The 16,149-nt window shown below is 68.6% G+C and carries 11 protein-coding genes and 1 pseudogene; 7 read left to right on the forward strand and 5 right to left on the reverse strand.

Annotation, left to right across the window (positions count from 1 at the left end; translation table 11 throughout):
* Positions 1-52 precede the first annotated feature (52 nt).
* Positions 53-1,099 (reverse strand): LacI family DNA-binding transcriptional regulator, encoded by a 1,047-nt coding sequence (locus ACFC0Z_RS00005; RefSeq protein ID WP_376431022.1) that lies wholly within the window; start codon positions 1,097-1,099, stop codon positions 53-55.
* Positions 1,096-3,495 (reverse strand): glycoside hydrolase family 2 protein, encoded by a 2,400-nt coding sequence (locus ACFC0Z_RS00010; RefSeq protein WP_376431024.1) that lies wholly within the window; start codon positions 3,493-3,495, stop codon positions 1,096-1,098. Before ACFC0Z_RS00010 ends, ACFC0Z_RS00005 begins: the two co-directional genes overlap by 4 nt.
* 275 nt (positions 3,496-3,770) lie before the next feature.
* Here ACFC0Z_RS00010 and ACFC0Z_RS00015 point away from each other — a divergent pair, with 275 nt between their 5' ends.
* The 3 genes from ACFC0Z_RS00015 to ACFC0Z_RS00025 all read left to right on the forward strand — a co-directional run bounded on the left by ACFC0Z_RS00015 (position 3,771) and on the right by ACFC0Z_RS00025 (position 7,060).
* On the forward strand, positions 3,771-5,096 hold the full coding sequence (locus ACFC0Z_RS00015) for an ABC transporter substrate-binding protein (RefSeq protein ID WP_376431026.1): 1,326 nt from the start codon (positions 3,771-3,773) through the stop codon (positions 5,094-5,096).
* A 120-nt stretch (positions 5,097-5,216) separates the two neighbouring features.
* Positions 5,217-6,188, forward strand: a complete 972-nt coding sequence (locus tag ACFC0Z_RS00020) for a carbohydrate ABC transporter permease (RefSeq protein ID WP_376431028.1) — start codon at positions 5,217-5,219, stop codon at positions 6,186-6,188.
* Positions 6,185-7,060 carry a carbohydrate ABC transporter permease gene (locus ACFC0Z_RS00025; protein ID WP_360806571.1) on the forward strand — a complete coding sequence of 292 codons (876 nt, stop codon included), beginning with the start codon at positions 6,185-6,187 and terminating at the stop codon, positions 7,058-7,060. The genes ACFC0Z_RS00020 and ACFC0Z_RS00025 overlap by 4 nt, the downstream gene beginning before the upstream one ends.
* 79 nt (positions 7,061-7,139) lie before the next feature.
* Here ACFC0Z_RS00025 and ACFC0Z_RS00030 read toward each other — a convergent pair whose 3' ends face one another.
* A complete protein-coding gene (locus ACFC0Z_RS00030; protein ID WP_376433378.1) occupies positions 7,140-8,171 on the reverse strand; it encodes a LacI family DNA-binding transcriptional regulator in 1,032 nt (343 codons plus the stop codon).
* 290 nt (positions 8,172-8,461) lie between these two features.
* Between ACFC0Z_RS00030 and ACFC0Z_RS00035 the strand changes: the two genes are divergently transcribed.
* Both ACFC0Z_RS00035 and ACFC0Z_RS00040 read left to right on the forward strand, forming a co-directional pair.
* On the forward strand, positions 8,462-10,087 hold the full coding sequence (locus ACFC0Z_RS00035; protein WP_376431031.1) for a cellulose binding domain-containing protein: 1,626 nt from the start codon (positions 8,462-8,464) through the stop codon (positions 10,085-10,087).
* A gap of 86 nt (positions 10,088-10,173) precedes the next feature.
* The gene (locus ACFC0Z_RS00040) at positions 10,174-11,934 is read left to right on the forward strand and encodes an ABC transporter ATP-binding protein (protein ID WP_376431033.1); all 1,761 of its coding nucleotides are present in this window, start codon (positions 10,174-10,176) and stop codon (positions 11,932-11,934) included.
* Positions 11,935-12,014: 80 nt separating this feature from the next.
* Here ACFC0Z_RS00040 and ACFC0Z_RS00045 read toward each other — a convergent pair whose 3' ends face one another.
* A complete protein-coding gene (locus ACFC0Z_RS00045; protein WP_376431035.1) occupies positions 12,015-13,316 on the reverse strand; it encodes a cellulase family glycosylhydrolase in 1,302 nt (433 codons plus the stop codon).
* A gap of 587 nt (positions 13,317-13,903) precedes the next feature.
* Here ACFC0Z_RS00045 and ACFC0Z_RS00050 point away from each other — a divergent pair.
* A pseudogene (locus ACFC0Z_RS00050) lies at positions 13,904-14,845 on the forward strand (amidohydrolase family protein); the annotation flags it as partial.
* A gap of 10 nt (positions 14,846-14,855) precedes the next feature.
* Positions 14,856-15,869, forward strand: coding sequence for a TIGR03842 family LLM class F420-dependent oxidoreductase (locus tag ACFC0Z_RS00055; protein ID WP_376433380.1), 1,014 nt, complete (start codon positions 14,856-14,858; stop codon positions 15,867-15,869).
* Between the two features lie 40 nt (positions 15,870-15,909).
* Here ACFC0Z_RS00055 and ACFC0Z_RS00060 read toward each other — a convergent pair whose 3' ends face one another.
* On the reverse strand, positions 15,910-16,086 hold the full coding sequence (locus tag ACFC0Z_RS00060; protein WP_376431037.1) for a hypothetical protein: 177 nt from the start codon (positions 16,084-16,086) through the stop codon (positions 15,910-15,912).
* Between the last annotated feature and the right edge of the window lie 63 nt (positions 16,087-16,149).

Here is a 16,149-nt window from a genome sequence, read left to right on the forward strand (position 1 = left end):
GGCATCGGGGGGCTGCCCGCACGGGCAGCCCCCCGATGCCGTACCCGACCCCCTATGCGCGCCGCGGTGGGCCTGTCGACCCTCTCGGTGTCAGGGACGGGGTGGGGACCTGTCGGGTGCCCTTGTGGGTGCCTTCGATGATCCCGAAGAGGGTCCGGGCGACGTCCACCCCGAAATGGTGGACGTCGTGGCTCATCGCCGACAGCGGCGGGTGGGTCAGGCGGCACAACTGGGAGTCGTCCCAGGCGAGGAGGGAGACGTCCTCGGGGACCGAGAGTCCCATCTCCGAGGCTACCGCCGCCCCGGCGACGGCCATGATGTCGTTGTCGTACACGATCGCCGTCGGCCGGTCCGGGGACATCAGGAGACTGCGGGTGGCCCGGGCCCCTTCCTCGCCCACGAAACCGGTCGCCACCTGCCGCCCTCCGTCCAGTCCCAGTTCGGCCATGGTCGCCTCGAAGGCAGTGGCGCGGATGCCACTGTGGCCGAGACCGGCGGGGCCGCCGACGCGCGCGATCCGCCGGTGCCCGAGGGCGGCCAGGTACCGCACCGCCTCGGCGGCCGCGGAGGCGTCGTCCGTCCAGACCGACGGGAACCCGCCGGTCAGCGACGGATGCCCGACGGCCACCAGGGGCATGCCGAGAGCCCGCAGCGGAGGGATCCGCGGGTCGTCCTGGTGGAAGTCGACGAGGATCGCCCCGCCGACCGTCCGGCCACGCCACCACTCCTGGTAGAGAGCCGTCTCCTCGCCCAGGTCGCGGACGAGCCGCAGGAGGAGCGAGCAGGAGCGCTCGGCGAGGACATCCTCGATGCCGGAGATGAACTCCATGTAGAAGGGTTCGAGTCCGAGCAGCCGGGCCGGCCGGCAGAGCGCCAGGCCGACGATGCCCGCCCGCCGGCCGGAGAGGTTGCGGGCGGTCTGGTTCGGGCTCCAGCCGAGCTCCCGGGCCGCCGCGAAGATCCGTTCGCGGGTCGTCGGGGCGACTCCCGGACGGTTGTTGAAGGCGATGGAGACCGCACCTTTCGACACCCCGGCCAGCGCGGCGACGTCGTTGATCGTGACGCGCTGGCCGGGGACGCGGGAGGCTTGGGCGCTCACGCCGCTCCCACACTGAACAGGGCCGCCCGTACGGCTTCCGGGGTGTCGCCGGCCCAGCCGCGCACCCCGATCCGGACCTCCTCGTCCGGCAGCAGGGTCACCAGCCCGTGGTCGGCGCTGGCCGTCGGGGCCAGCCGGTCGGCCTGGAGCAGCAGATCCCGGACCAGAGTGCGGGCGGTGATCGTCACGAACGCGTCTCCGTCTCCTGCCGGTTCCACCAGGATGTCGTACACCGGTACCGGATAGGCGAAGTCCTTCTCGTGGACGGGGATATGGACCGCCCGCAGACCGTCCGCATCGGCCACCAGGAGCTCCTTTCCGGAGTCGGCCGCGGGCAGCAGCGATGCCGGGACGACCATCCGCAGCACTGTCCGGGCAGCGGCCTCCAGATCGAACGACGCCTCCTTCAGCACGGTGCCGTCGGCGTCGAGTCGCCGCAGGGTGACGGTGGTGCGCCAGGTCGTGCCGGACTGGTTGTCGAGGGCGAGCACCGGGCCGCCCTCCGCGGGAACGAGGCTGAGGAGACGGTCGGCGTAGACCCGGCGCAGCTCGTGGTACAGCGGCTTGAGGTGTCCGTCGCCGTCGATCGCGGCCCAGGAGCTCACCGGCCAGCAGTCGTTGAGCTGCCACACGACCGAGCCCGCGCAGACGGGCCAGTGGGAGCGCCAGTGCTCGATGCCGGCCGCCACCGCCCGCGCCTGGACGACCTGGGCGAGGTAGTGCCAGCGGTCGAAGTCGTTCTCGGGCAGGCCGAAGTGCCGCTCGATGCCCCGGTTCAGCTTGCCGTTGCCGTCCTCGGCCTTCTGATGGTGCAGCATGCCGGGGGAGTCCGGGGAGAGGTCCTCGCCGGGCAGGGCGCGACGCAGCGTGCTGAGCGCGGGCGGGGCCTGCCAGCCGAACTCGGCGCAGAACCTGGGGACGTCGGCTCGGTACTCGGCGTAGTCCTGCCGGTTCCAGACCTCCCACGAGTGGTGGGTGCCGTGCCGGGGGTCGTTGGGGTGGTGGTCCCAGGAACCGGACCAGGGGCTGCCGGCCGTGTAGGGACGGGTCGGGTCGAGCTCGGCGACGATCCGGGGCAGGATCCCGAGGTAGTAGCCCTCGCCCCAGGAGTCGCCGGCGAGCGGCTCCTCCCACTCCCAGTCGCGGAAGCCCCACAGGTTCTCGTTGTTGCCGTTCCACAGGACGAGGCTGGCGTGCGGCATCAGCCGGACGACGTTGTCCCGCGCCTCCGCCTCCACCTCTCCGCGGAGTGGCTGCTCCTCGGGGTAGGCGGCGCAGGCGAAGAGGAAGTCCTGCCAGACCATGAGGCCCAGTTCGTCGCAGACGTCGTAGAAGGCGTCGTCCTCGTAGACTCCGCCGCCCCAGATGCGGACGAGGTCGATGTTGGCGTCGGCGGCCTGGGTGAGACGGGTGCGGTAGCGCTCCGGAGTGACCCGGGACGGCAGGACGTCGTCCGGGATCCAGTTGACCCCGCGCGCGAAGATCCGTACGCCGTTGACGACGAAGGTGAAGCCGGTGCCGTGCTCGTCCGCGGAGCGGTCGACGGTCACCGTGCGGAAGCCGATCCGGCGCGACCAGGCGTCGAGCGGCTCCCCGTCCTCGTCCAGCAGCTCCACGTCCAGTCCGTACAGCGGCTGGGGGCCGTAGCCCCGCGGCCACCACAGTTCCGGCTCGGGCACATCGAGGCGGAGGACCGCTTCAGCGCCCTCGAAGGAGGTTTCGGCGACCGTCCCGGCGGCCGTGGCGCGCAGTGTGAGCCGTCGGCCCGCGCCGCTCTCCGTACGCGCGGTCCGGACGCGCAACTCGACACGGCCGGTCGTGCCGTCCACGGTGACCAGCGGGCGGACCTCGGCGAGCCGGGCGACCGACCACCTTTCCAGGCGCACCGGCCTCCACATGCCGGCGGTGACCACGGTCGGCCCCCAGTCCCAGCCGAAGGAGCAGGCCATCTTGCGGATGTACTGGAACGGCTCGGGATAGACGTTGGGCCGGTCCCCGGTGAGGGCGCGGACTCGCTCGGCCTCGTCGTACGCCGAGCCGAAGCGCACTTCCAGCGGTCCCGACCGGCCCGTCACGTCGAAGCGGTGGACGCGGTGCATGTTGCGGGTGGTGCCGAGCGGCGCGCCGCCGAGCAGGACCTCCGCGGCGGTGTCGAGCCCCTCGAAGACCAGTTCGCTCCGTTCGTGTCCGTCGTCGGCGGCGGCGAGATCCGTGAGGTACGACCATGCCTGGCGGCCGACCCAGGCGATCTCCGTCTCGTTCAGCCCGAGGAACGGGTCCGGGATCACTCCCGCGGCGAGCAGGTCGGTGTGAACACAGCCGGGCACCTGCGCGGGGAGCAGTGCGTCCTCGTGACGCAGGCTCCACCCCTCGTGCAGCTGGGTGACGTCCTTCATGGTGTGCGGCTCCAATCGCCTGGCAGTGGGCGGGATGCGTGTACGGGCCGACAAGCTAGCCGTACATTTACTTAACTGTCTATGAACCGGTGAAGCGCGGTCTGCTCGGCACCGCAGAACACCGGATATGCGTGTTCCTGGGGCCTTGACGCGACGTGACCGGGGTAACGATTAGGCATCGCGCTGGAAATCAGTACTTTACCGGTTCACGTCTGGCTGACATAGTGCCGTCATCCCACCGATGACCTGAGCCGTGACTTTGAAGGAGTTGGGCCATGGGGAACAAGAAGACGACCGCGCTCTCGGGCGCTGTGCTGGCCGCTGTGATGCTGACGCTCTCGGCGTGTGGCGGCGGAGGCGGCGGTGCCACCGGTGAGGTGGCCGCGCCTCCGTCCGACCCGAAGGAGGTCTCGGGCAAGATCAAGGTCCTGACCCAGCGGACCGACCTCGTGCAGAACGGCGTGCTGAAGCAGTACGCGGCCGAGTTCCAGAAGATCTACCCCAAGGTCGAGGTCTCCTTCGACGGCATCACCGACTACGAGGGGGAGGTGAAGATCCGCATGAACACCAAGGAGTACGGTGACGTGCTCTTCATCCCCGGCGCGGTGGCCAAGAACGACTACCCGAAGTTCTTCGCCCCGCTGGGTACGACGGCGGAGCTGTCGAAGTACCGCTTCGGCGACAAGACCGAGGTCGACGGCAAGGTCTACGGCATCGCGCAGTTCGGCACGGCCGACGGCTTCGTGTACAACAAGAAGCTGTGGCGGCAGGCGGGCGTCACCGAGTGGCCGAAGACTCCCGAGGAGTTCCTGGCCGACCTGAAGGCGATCAAGGCGAAGACCGGCGCCACGCCGTACTACACGAACTTCAAGGACGGCTGGCCGCTGGTCCAGTGGACCAGCAACCTCGGCGTCGTCGGCTGCGACGCCCAGGCGAGCAACGCGCTCGCGGGCCCGGTCTCTCCCTGGAAGTCCGGCAGTGAGCTGAACACCGCGGACACCCTGCTCTACGACATCGTCAAGCAGGGCCTGTCGGAGAAGGACCCGGCGACGACGAACTGGGAGATCTCCAAGGCGCTCCTGGGCGAGGGCGAGATCGCCACGATGATGCTCGGTTCCTGGTCGATCACGCAGATGCAGGCGGCCGCGGTGGAAGCCGGAGGAAAGGCTTCCGACATCGGCTTCATGCCCTTCCCCGCGCAGAAGAACGGGAAGCACTGCGCGGCCCTGGTCTCGGACTACCAGCAGGCGGTGAGCGTCTACTCGAAGAACAAGTCGGCGGCGCGCGCCTGGGTCGACTGGTTCACCGAGAAGTCGGGATTCGCGGAGAAGGAGGGCGTGGTGTCCGCGGTCAAGTCCGCCCCCATGCCGGCCACGCTCAAGGAGTTCGTGGACAACGACGTCTCCTTCTTCGACCGCTCCGAGGCGAAGACCGCGACGGTCAACGACATCGACGAGGCGGCCGAGATCGGGCTCAACAAGCAGGACTACCGCCAGAAGATGATCGACATCGCCACCGGTGCCGAGAAGGGCAGTCTCGAGGACTTCTTCGCCGACCTGAACAAGAGGTGGGACGAGGCGGCGAAGACCGTCGGTAGCTGATACCGACGGAGCGGGCCCCGGCCGCACGACACCGGCCGGGGCCCCTGGACCTTCCGCAGCCGCGGACATGAAAGGCCGGACATGACCCAGACCACCGACACCGCACCAGAGGACGCCGCCATGACAGGGCGATCCAGCACGGACACGACAGACACGGAGAGCCGCGGTCGCAGCTCGGCGAACCGACGCCGAGGCCCTGCCGCCGGGAGGCCGCGATCGTGGCGAGAATCGCCGCTGAGACGGATCACTCCCTGGCTCTTCCTGGCGGCTCCGCTAACCCTGCTGATCACGTTCACGTACGTCCCCGTCGCGAGCATGATCTCGTACAGCTTCACCGACTGGGACGGCGTCAGCCCCGACCGGGAGAACGTGGGTTTCGACAACTACGTCCAGATCTTCACCCGCCCCGAGCTCTTCCGGGTGTTCTTCGTCAGTGGCTACTACCTCGCGGCGTCCGTGGTCCAGATCGTGGTCGCGCTGTACTTCGCGGTGATCCTCAGCTTCAACCTGCGGTTCCGGAACTTCTTCAAGGGGATCCTCTTCTTCCCCTACCTGATCAACGGCGTCGCCATCGGGTTCGTCTTCCTGTACTTCTTCCAGGACGGCGGCACCCTCGACTCGGTGCTGGCCTGGCTGGGCGTGACCACCGATCACCCCTGGCTCGGCGATCCCACCTCCGCCAACGTGTCCCTCGCGGGCGTCTCCGTGTGGCGCTTCACCGGACTGAACTTCGTCCTCTTCCTCGGTGCGATCCAGTCGATCCCGGGAGAACTGTACGAGGCGGCGGAGCTGGACGGAGCGGGGAAGTGGAAGCAGTTCCGGCACATCATCGCCCCCAGCATCAAGCCGGTGATCAGCCTGAGCGCGATCCTGGCGATCTCCGGGTCCCTGTCGGTCTTCGAGATCCCGTACATCATGACCGGCGGGGCCACCGGCACCCAGACCTTCGTCATCCAGACGATCAAGCTCGCGTTCCAGTTCAACAAGACCGGCCTGGCCTCGGCCGCGGCCGTGGTGCTGCTCCTGATCATCCTGGTGATCACCTGGATCCAGCGCCGGCTCGTGCCCGACGACAAGGTGGACCTCGTATGACCTCCCCCGACCTCAGTGCCGCCCCGAACCGGCCCCGTGCCCACCGCCGGCGGCTGCCCGTGGGAAGCACGCTGACCTATCTGTCGCTGCTTCTGGCGTCCGCGGTCGTCCTGATCCCCCTGGCCGTCGTCTTCCTGACGTCGCTCAAGACCTCGGAGGAGGTCGGCTCGGGCGGCGCGCTCTCCCTGCCGGGGAACTGGTTCAACTTCGCGAACTACGTCACGGCCTTCAACGACGGCAAGATGCTGACGGCGTTCGGGAACACCGCGTTCATCCTCGTCTTCTCGATCGGCGGCACGGTGGTCATCGGCTCGATGACCGCCTACGCCGTCGACCGGTTCGACTTCCGGGGCAAGAAACTCGTCATGGCGGGCTTCCTGATCGCGACCCTGGTGCCCAGCGTCACCACCCAGGTGGCCACCTTCCAGGTGATCAACGGTTTCGGCCTGGTCGACACGCGCTGGGCGCCGATCCTGCTGTACATGGGTACCGACATCGTCTCGGTCTACATCTTCCTGCAGTTCATCCGAGGCATCCCCGTCTCGCTCGACGAGGCCGCCCGGCTCGACGGCGCCAACGCCTTCACCATCTACCGGAAGATCATCTTCCCGCTGCTCAAGCCGGCGATCGCCACCGTCGTCATCATCAAGGGGATCACGACGTACAACGACTTCTACATCCCCTTCCTCTACATGCACTCCGAGGACCTGGGCACGATCTCCACAGCCCTCTTCCGCTTCAAGGGGCCCTTCGGAGCTCACTGGGAGGCCATCTCGGCCGGAGCGATCCTCGTCATCGTCCCGACGCTGATCGTCTTCCTGCTCCTCCAGCGGTGGATCTACAACGGCTTCGCGCAGGGAGCCACCAAGTAGGAAACGGCAACGCCATGACGCGATGCCGGTCCGTACGAGGGGACGGTCCGGCCCCGCGTCGGTTTCCGTGAGGGGGCGATCAGCGCGGGGCCGAATCCGGCGGCGGGGGAGAGGTGCTGCCACGGGGCACGAAATGCGCGTAACCCTCACGCGTGTCGCCGACGTCCTCGCCGTCGATCAGGGCGAGCAGCGCGGCCGCGGAGTGGGCTCCGTACGCCGGGATGTCGCGGGTGACCGCCGACAGCGTCGGGCGCACCACCTGCGTCAGCGGCGACTCGTCCCAGGCGACGATCGACAGGTCCGCCGGAATCGAGAGCCCCAGCTCCTGTGCCACCGACAGCGCGGCCACCGCCATGATGTCGTTGTCGAAGACGATCGCCGTCGGCCGCTCGGGCGAGATCAGCAGCGCCCGTGTCGCCCGTGCCCCCGCGTCGCCGGTGTAGTCGGTGTGCACTACCGCCGCCTCCGGGATGCCCGCCTCCCGGCACGCCTCCGCGAGCGCGGCGTCGCGGACCGCCGTGTGCGCGAACCCGGCAGGGCCCGCCACCCGCGCGATCCGCCGGTGCCCCAGAGCCGCCAGGTAGCGCACGATCTCGTGGACGCTCTCGCCGTCGTCGGACCAGACGGCCGGCAGACCCCCCGTCACCTCCGGCGGGCCGATCGCCACCGCGGGGAGGCCGATGTCCCGCACGGCCTCGACCCTGGCGTCCGCGGTCTGGAGGTCCATCAGGAAGACGCCGTCGACCCGACGCTCGCCCCACCAGCGCCGGCAGACCTCGATCTCCTGCTCCTGGTCCGTAGCCATCTGGAGCATCAGCGCGTACGAGTGATCGGCGAGCACCGTCTCCACGCCGCTGATGAACTCCATGAAGAACGGCTCCACCCCGAGCGTCCGCGCCGGACGTCGTACGACCAGCCCGACCGCCTGCGCCCGCCCGCCGGTCAGCGCACGCGCGGCACTGTTGGGCTGCCAGCCCAGCTCCTGGGCGATGCTCTTGATCGAGGCGCGCGTCGCCTCCGACACTCCGGGCTGGCCGTTGAGCGCGTACGAGACCGCCACCTTCGACACACCCGCCCGACGCGCGATGTCCGCCATCGTCGGCCGCTTCACTGCCACCCCAGCTCCATCCTGAACTTCGATACCCCGACCCTACCGCCAGGTCCCCCGTCCGGTGGCGGAGCCTCCGTGAGCGCACCGGATGTGAAGCCGACCGCAGCCCGCGCTCCGGCAGCGCGCCGCTCGGTTCAAGGTGCTTGTGGATCAGGCTAGTTGGATTCATTGACACGCTCCCGCGCCGCCTCTACGGTTCCCTTCGAAATTAACCGGTTAACTAGCTGTGGTTGAGCCGTCCCGCAGACAGCCGGTTCCGACTCCACCCCCTCCGGACGAAAGGGATCCCCATGAGCACGTCCCCCGACGCCGTTCCACCGGTGAGACGAGCGGGCCCGCTGGCTCTGCTCCTCGCGGCGGTCATGGCCCTCACCGGCCTGTTCCTCGCCCGCCCGACTCCGGCCGTCGCCGACAGTGCCGACTCGTTCGTCACCCGCTGCGGCATCCGCTTCTGCCTCGACGGCAAGGAGTACTTCTTCGCCGGCGCCAACGCCTACGACCTGTTCACCTTCGGGGCCGGATCGGGCGACACCGAGACCCAGTACATGGACAAAACCCGCATCGACGCGCACTTCGCCCGCATGGCGGCCGACGGCGTCGACGTCGCCCGCGTCTGGATGTTCAGCCACGAGAGCTGGCACGGCTTCGAGGAGCGCGAGGGCGAGTTCAACGAGCAGCAGTACGCGGCCTTCGACTACATCATCGAGTCGGCCAGGACCCACGGGATGCGCCTGATTCCTGTCTTCGAGAACTACTGGGAGGCGTACGGAGGCATCGACACCCGGCTGCGGTGGGAGGGCCTCTCCGGCGGCCACCCCGCACGCGCTGCCTTCTTCGACAAGAACCGCTGCCCGGGCTGCTTCACCTCGTACAAGAACTCCGTCTCCTACGCCCTCAACCGCACCAACCACTACAGCGGCGTGAAGTACAAGGACGAACCGGCCATCCTCGCATGGGAGCTCATGAACGAGCCCCGTTACGAAGGCCAGAGCGCCGCCGAGAACGTCGACGGCACCACCCTGCGCGCCTGGGTCGACGAGATGGGCGCTTTCGTGAAGTCCATCGACCCGAACCACCTCCTCGGCGCCGGCATCGAGGGGCACGGCACGACGTACGGATTCGGCGGGGACTCCGGCAACCCCTTCGTCCACGTTCAGAAGTCCCCGTACATCGACTTCACCTCCGCCCACCCCTATCCGACCGAGCACTGGGCGGACCTGGACATCGAGGAGACCAAGAACCTCGTCCGCGCCTGGATCCACGACTCCCACGAGATCCTCGGCAAGCCCTTCTTCATGGGCGAGTTCAACGTCCACAACGTCGACCGGGCCCTGTGGTGGCGGGAGATCTACACCGCCTTCGAGGAGGCCGGTGGCGACGGCAGCGCCTTCTGGTGGTACCAGGACCGCAGCATCGACGTGAAGTTCGGCGTCTCGCAGGGTTCTCCCGAACTCGCCGTGTTCCGTGCCCACTCCGACCGCATGGCCGCGAAGAGCGGTCTCCCCGGGGCCACACCTTCCCCCACCGTCCCGACCACGCCTCCGACCGCGGAGCCGACCGGGCCCACGACCCCGCCCACGACACCTGCCTCCGCCGGATGCGCTGTCACCTACACGCTCTCCGACTGGGGCACCACCTTCAACGGCAGCGTGACCATCCGCAACAGCGGCGGAACGCCCGTCGAAGGCTGGCGGCTGGCGTTCGACTTCCCCGGTGACCAACGGATCACCCAGATGTGGAACGCGGTACCCGCCCAGGAAGGACGGTCGGTCACCGCGGCCAACCCGTCCGGCTACAACGTCACCATCGCTCCGGGAGCCGGCGTGAACTTCGGCTTCAGCGGCACGTCGACCGTGGGCACCAATGGCGCGCCGACGGCCTTCACCCTCAACGGGAAGCCCTGCAGCATCACCTGACCTCGACACAGCGACGCAGGGGTGCCCGTGTACACGGGCACCCCTGCGTCGCTGTCCGGCCACGACGAAGGAAGCCCGCAGAATCCATGAACCACAGTCCCCTCGATCACCGGTACCGCGGTGAACACCCGATCCGCACCGTCCACTACCTCTTCCACCACGACCGTGCACGGCTCGCCGGGGCCGTCGTGGTCTTCTTCGCCAAGCACGCGCCCGTCTGGCTGCTCCCGCCGGTCACCGCGAACGTCATCGACGTCGTCGTCGAACACCGTCCCCTTCCCGAACTGTGGTGGAACTGCGCCGTGATGCTCACGGTCCTCCTCCTGAACCCACCACTCCACCTGCTGTACGTCCGCTGGACGCACGGAGCGATCCGCCGGCTGGGCCGTGACCTCCGGTCCGCGCTCGTCACGCGTATGCAGCAGCTCTCGATCGGCTTCCACAGCCGGACCAGCTCGTCCATGCTGCACGCCAAGGTGGTCCGGGACGTCGAGACGCTGGAAACGGGACTCCAACAGACAGCGGACAACGGCCTCACCGCCCTCGCCACACTCGTGGGCGGCCTCGCCGTCATCGCCGTCGTGACCCCGGTCTTCCTCCCGGTCTTCCTCGTTCTCGTCCCCGTCGCGGTGCTGCTCATCGGCGCCCTGCGCGCGCGGCTGGGCGAGGGGAACACCACGTACCGCCGCTCGGTGGAGCGCATGTCCGCCTCCGTCAGCGACATGACCACCCTCATCCCCATCACCCGCGCCCACGCCCTGGAACCCACGGCCCTGGGCCGCGTCGGACGCGAGCTCGACCGGGTGCAGCGGGAGGGGACACGGCTCGACCTGCTCAACGCCCGCTTCGGGTCGCTCTCCTGGGTCGTCTTCAACGGACTGGGCACGGTCTGCCTCGCCGGTGCGGCGCTGGTCGCCTACCACGGCTGGACGGCGGTCACGCCGGGCGAGGTCGTCATGCTCAGTGCCTACTTCTCCACCCTCACCGGTGCGGTCACGAGCCTGCTCGGCCTGGCGCCCGTGGTGGGCAAGGCGGTGGAGTCCCTCAAGTCCGTCGGAGAGGTCCTCCAGGCACCCGACCTGGAGGTCAACGACGGGAAGCGCCGCGTGGAGTCGGTCACCGGGGCGTTCCGCTTCGAGGGTGCCGGTCTCCATCACGGTGAAGGCGACGAGCCCGCCCTCAGCGACGTGGACCTCGACGTGCCGGTCGGTACCACTCTCGCGATCGTCGGCGGGTCCGGAGCCGGAAAGTCGACGCTGCTCAACCTCGTGCTCGGCTTCCACCGTCCCACGGCGGGCCGGGTCCTTCTCGACGGCGAGGACATGGCGGAACTGGACCTGCGGAGCTATCGGCGGTTCGTCTCCGTCGTCCCACAGGAGTCCGTCCTCTTCGAGGGGAGCATCCGGGAGAACGTCACGTACGGCATGGAGAGCGTCGACGACGTGACGCTGTGGCGCGCGCTGAGGGACGCGAACGCGGCCGAGTTCGTGGACGCGCTCCCGGACGGCATCGAAACGGTCGTGGGGGAGCGCGGTACACGGCTCTCGGGCGGTCAGCGTCAGCGGCTCGCGATCGCTCGCGCCCTTGTCCGTGACCCCCGGGTGCTGGTTCTGGACGAGGCCACGTCGGCACTGGACGCACGTTCCGAGGCGCAGGTCCAGGAAGCCCTCGCCCGCCTGGTCGCCGGTCGGACGGTCTTCGTCGTGGCCCACCGCCTCTCTACGATCCGACGCGCGGACCGCATCGTGGTGCTGGAGGCGGGGCGGGTGGTGGAGTCGGGCAGCCACCGGGAGCTGCTCGCCCGCGACTCTGCCTACGCGAGGCTCCAGGCCACCCAGCTGGCCTGAACCGTGAGACGGACACGAGGGTGCCCACCCGTCGCCTGGGACGGGTGGGCACCCGGGTGTTCAGTGCTCAGCGGTGGTGCTCAGCGGCCGGCGGCGCTGCCGCGGACGACGCAGGAGCGGCTGTTCTCCCAGCCCCAGCCGTCGCCGTCGGGGTCGGAGGAGGAGCCGTTCACGCAGTACGGGTAACCGTTCGGAGCCGTGCCACCGGTGTTGCCGCCGCCGGATCCGGTGTCCGTGGCGCTGCCGCGGACGACGCAGGAGCGGCTGTTCTCCCAGCCCCAGCCGTCGCCGTCGGGGTCGGAGGAGGAGCCGTTCACACAGTACGGGTAGCCGTTGGGGGCGGTGCCACCGGTTTCGCCGCCGCCTCCGCCCCCGAAGACCGTGGCGCGGGCCGAGGTGGCGGAGATGCCGTCGGCGCCGTTGAAGAACCGGTTGCCCCAGGCGGTCAGGGAGCCGGCGTCGAAGCCGCTGACCATGTCCAGGTAGCCGACACCGCTGCCGTTGCCGCTCCAGGACCAGCCGAGGTAGCCGACGCGAAGCGAACGCGCGGTGGCCATGATGGCGTTCTCGTCGGGGTTCCCGTCGCTGTGGTTGTCGCCGAACTCGCCCACGACAATGGGAAGTCCGTTGGTGACGAAGTGGTTCAGGTAGCCCTGGACCTCTGCGGCGGTGTCGTACACGCCGTACATGTGGATGGAGAAGATCGTGTTGCGGCGCGGGTCGGAGGCGAACACCGAGGCCGCGTTGTTCCGCATGGTGTTCGACCAGTCCTGGCCCCAGTTGGGGGCGTCGACCATGAGCGCGTTCTCGATGCCGGCGTTCCGGAGCTTGCCGATGGCGCTCTTGGTGGCGCCGGTCCAGGCCTGGTAACCGCTGTTGCCGAAGGGCTCGTTGCCGATGTTGACGACGACGTAGTCCTCTTGGCCCTGGAGGGCGCCTCTGATGCCCACCCAGTAGTCGGCGGCCTGGCCGAGCGTGGCGGCGGCGCCGTCCTCGCCGTAGCCGGTCGTGTCGTGCACCTCCAGGACGCAGATGACCTTGTTCGTCTTGCAGTCGTCGATGATCGACGAAACCTGGGAGGCGCTGGTCTTCGTCCAGCGGTTGCCGCTGGAGAGGACGACGCGGACGGTGTTGGCGCCCTTGGCCGCGATGTCGGCGATGGCGTCGGTCTCGCCGGGGTACCAGGCGTGCGCGTGGTTCACCCCGCGCATCACGAACTCACTGCCATTGGCCTCGTACACACGGCCGTTGCTGACGTGGATGCCGCCGTCGGCGGCGTGTGCGGCTCCTGCGGCCCCGAAGACGGGCAGCAGTGTCCCGGCAACGCCGGCGAGAGCGCTGCCGATGGCCGTGAGCCACGTCCTGCGTGGTGACTTGGTCATGCCTCTCCTCGTGAGAAGTAGGGAAGGGGCCCCGTTCGCATGGAACTCCGACAGTTGGACAACGTTGTCAGAGCGTGATGACCGAGCCGCTGGTCTGCACGTCGGGGTGTGTCCACCATGAGGCACCCGTGGCCGGATTTCTGTCAAGCGTGAAAGACGTTTTCATTGCCCGAGGATTGGCGATGCGGTTGGTTCATTAAACCCTTGCTGAACATTCAGTCGATTCTGTCGTTCTGCTACTGAGTCGCAGGTGGCTCTCTACTGAACTACGGTAAACGGTTCTGAACTTCCGTTGCAGTCCGTGCACGCACCTGTGGCGGGGTCCCAGGTCGGCGACGTTCGGTGTCACCCGTGTCGGAATATGGCCTGCGGCTGCGGCAGGGGCTGCCTCTCAGGATGGTGAACCGGGCTGCGCCGGAGCCGTCGGAAGCTGATGGTGTGATCTCGTGGGAATTGGTTCCGATAGGCGTGGAGGCGAGTAGAGGAATGTGCATCCCGGAGAAATGCGCGCAGTGCGGAATGGGTGGGAAGGGGCACTCTCTGAGGGCTGGAGCGGCTGCGCGACGCCAAGGGGGTATGCCAATGAATTCAAGCTCTTCATGGCGTATCCGGGGGTCTTCTACTCGGACGACGGCCGCATCCTGCGCGCGATGCAACGCTCCGCCGACAACGGCGGGTTGATCATGATGCACGCGGAGAACGGCATCGCGATCGACGTCCTCGTCGAACAGGCCCTGGCCCGGGGGGAGACGGACCCCCGCTACCACGGGGAGGTCCGCAAGGTCCTCCTGGAGGCCGAGGCCACGCACCGGGCGATCCAGCTCGCGCGCGTCGCCGGGGCGCCGCTCTACGTCGTCCACGTCTCCGCCGAGGAGGCCGTCGCCGAGATCGCCGCGGCCAGGGACAAGGGTCTGCCGGTCTTCGGCGAGACCTGCCCGCAGTACCTCTTCCTCTCCACGGACAACCTCGCCGAGCCGGACTTCGAGGGCGCCAAGTACGTGTGCAGCACGCCCCTTCGGCCGAGGGAGCACCAGGCGGCGCTGTGGCGGGGGCTGCGGACGAACGACCTCCAGGTGGTCTCCACCGACCACTGCCCGTTCTGCTTCGTGGGCCAGAAGGAGCTGGGCCGGGGCGACTTCTCGAAGATCCCCAACGGCCTTCCGGGCGTGGAGAACCGCATGGACCTGCTCCACCAGGCCGTCGTCGAGGGGCACATCTCGCGGCGCCGCTGGATCGAGATCGCCTGCGCGACCCCGGCCCGGATGTTCGGCCTCTACCCGCAGAAGGGCACGATCGCGCCGGGTTCCGACGCGGACGTCGTCATCTACGACCCGAACGCCCGCCAGACCCTGTCGGCCGAGACGCACCACATGAACGTCGACTACTCGGCGTACGAGGGGAAGGCGATCACCGGACAGGTCGAGACGGTCCTCTCGCGCGGTGAACTCGTCGTCGACCAGCGGAAGTACGTGGGCCGTGCCGGCCACGGCGCGTTCGTGCCCCGTTCCACCTGCCAGTACCTGAACTAGGAGAATGACGTTGGACTTCGGACTCGTCCTCCAGACCGACCCGCCCGCCTCCCAGGTCGTCGGCCTGATGCGCCGGGCGGAGCGCAACGGATTCCGCTACGGCTGGACCTTCGACTCCGCCGTGCTGTGGCAGGAACCCTTCGTCATCTACAGCCAGATCCTCGCCAACACCACGAAGCTCCACGTCGGCACGATGGTGACGAACCCGGGGACGCGTACGTGGGAGGTGACGGCCTCGACCTTCGCCACCCTCAACGACATGTACGGCAACCGGACCGTCTGCGGCATCGGCCGCGGCGACTCGGCGATGAGGGTCGCCGGCCGCAAGCCGAACACCCTGGCCCGCCTGGGAGAGGCCATCGAGGTCATCCGTGACCTGGCGGAGGGGAGGGAGGCGGAGGTCGACGGCAACACCATCCAGATCCCTTGGATCAAGAACGGCAAACTGCCGGTGTGGATGGCGGCGTACGGCCCGAGGGCCCTGGCCCTGGCCGGGCAGAAGGCCGACGGCTTCATCCTCCAGCTCGCCGACCCGTTCCTGACGGAGTGGATGGTGAAGGCGGTCCGGCAGGCGGCCACCGACGCGGGCCGCGACCCCGACGCCCTCACCATCTGCGTCGCCGCCCCCGCCTACGTCACGGCGGACGACTCACCCGAAGCCCTGGCCCACGCCCGCGACCAGTGCCGGTGGTTCGGCGGCATGGTCGGCAACCACGTCGCCGACCTCGTCGCCAAGTACGGCGAGCACTCGGACATGGTCCCGGAGGAGCTCACCGACTACATCAAGAACCGTCAGGGCTACGACTACTCCCACCACGGCCGCGCCGACAACCCGGACACCACCTTCGTCCCCGACGACATCGTCGACCGCTTCTGTCTCCTGGGTCCCGCCGAGGCCCACATCGAGAAGCTCCGCCACCTGAAGGACCTCGGCGTCGACCAGTTCGCCGTCTACGACATGCACGACAACAGGGAGGGCACGATCGACGCGTACGGCTCCGCGATCATCCCGGCCCTTCTCTGATCGGGGGGCGTGTCCGATTCCGGACACGCCCCCCGATGCATCAGATGCGGACCTGGTCGCCGGTCCAGGCGGTGGAGCCGGTGGCGATGTATCCGTTGTCGGTGAACTTGACCTTGCCGGTGGCGTCGGCTGTGTTCACGAAGGCGCGGGTGGCGCCGTTGGCCTCGACGATCAGGTAGTCCGCTCGCTGGTCGGCGTTGATGTCCGCGTACCGCACCTGGTCGCCGGTCCAGGAGGTGGAGCCGGTGGCGATGTAGCCGTTGTCGGTGAACTTGACCTA

This window comes from Streptomyces sp. NPDC056144 (assembly GCF_042264145.1).
Lineage (GTDB): Bacteria > Actinomycetota > Actinomycetes > Streptomycetales > Streptomycetaceae > Streptomyces.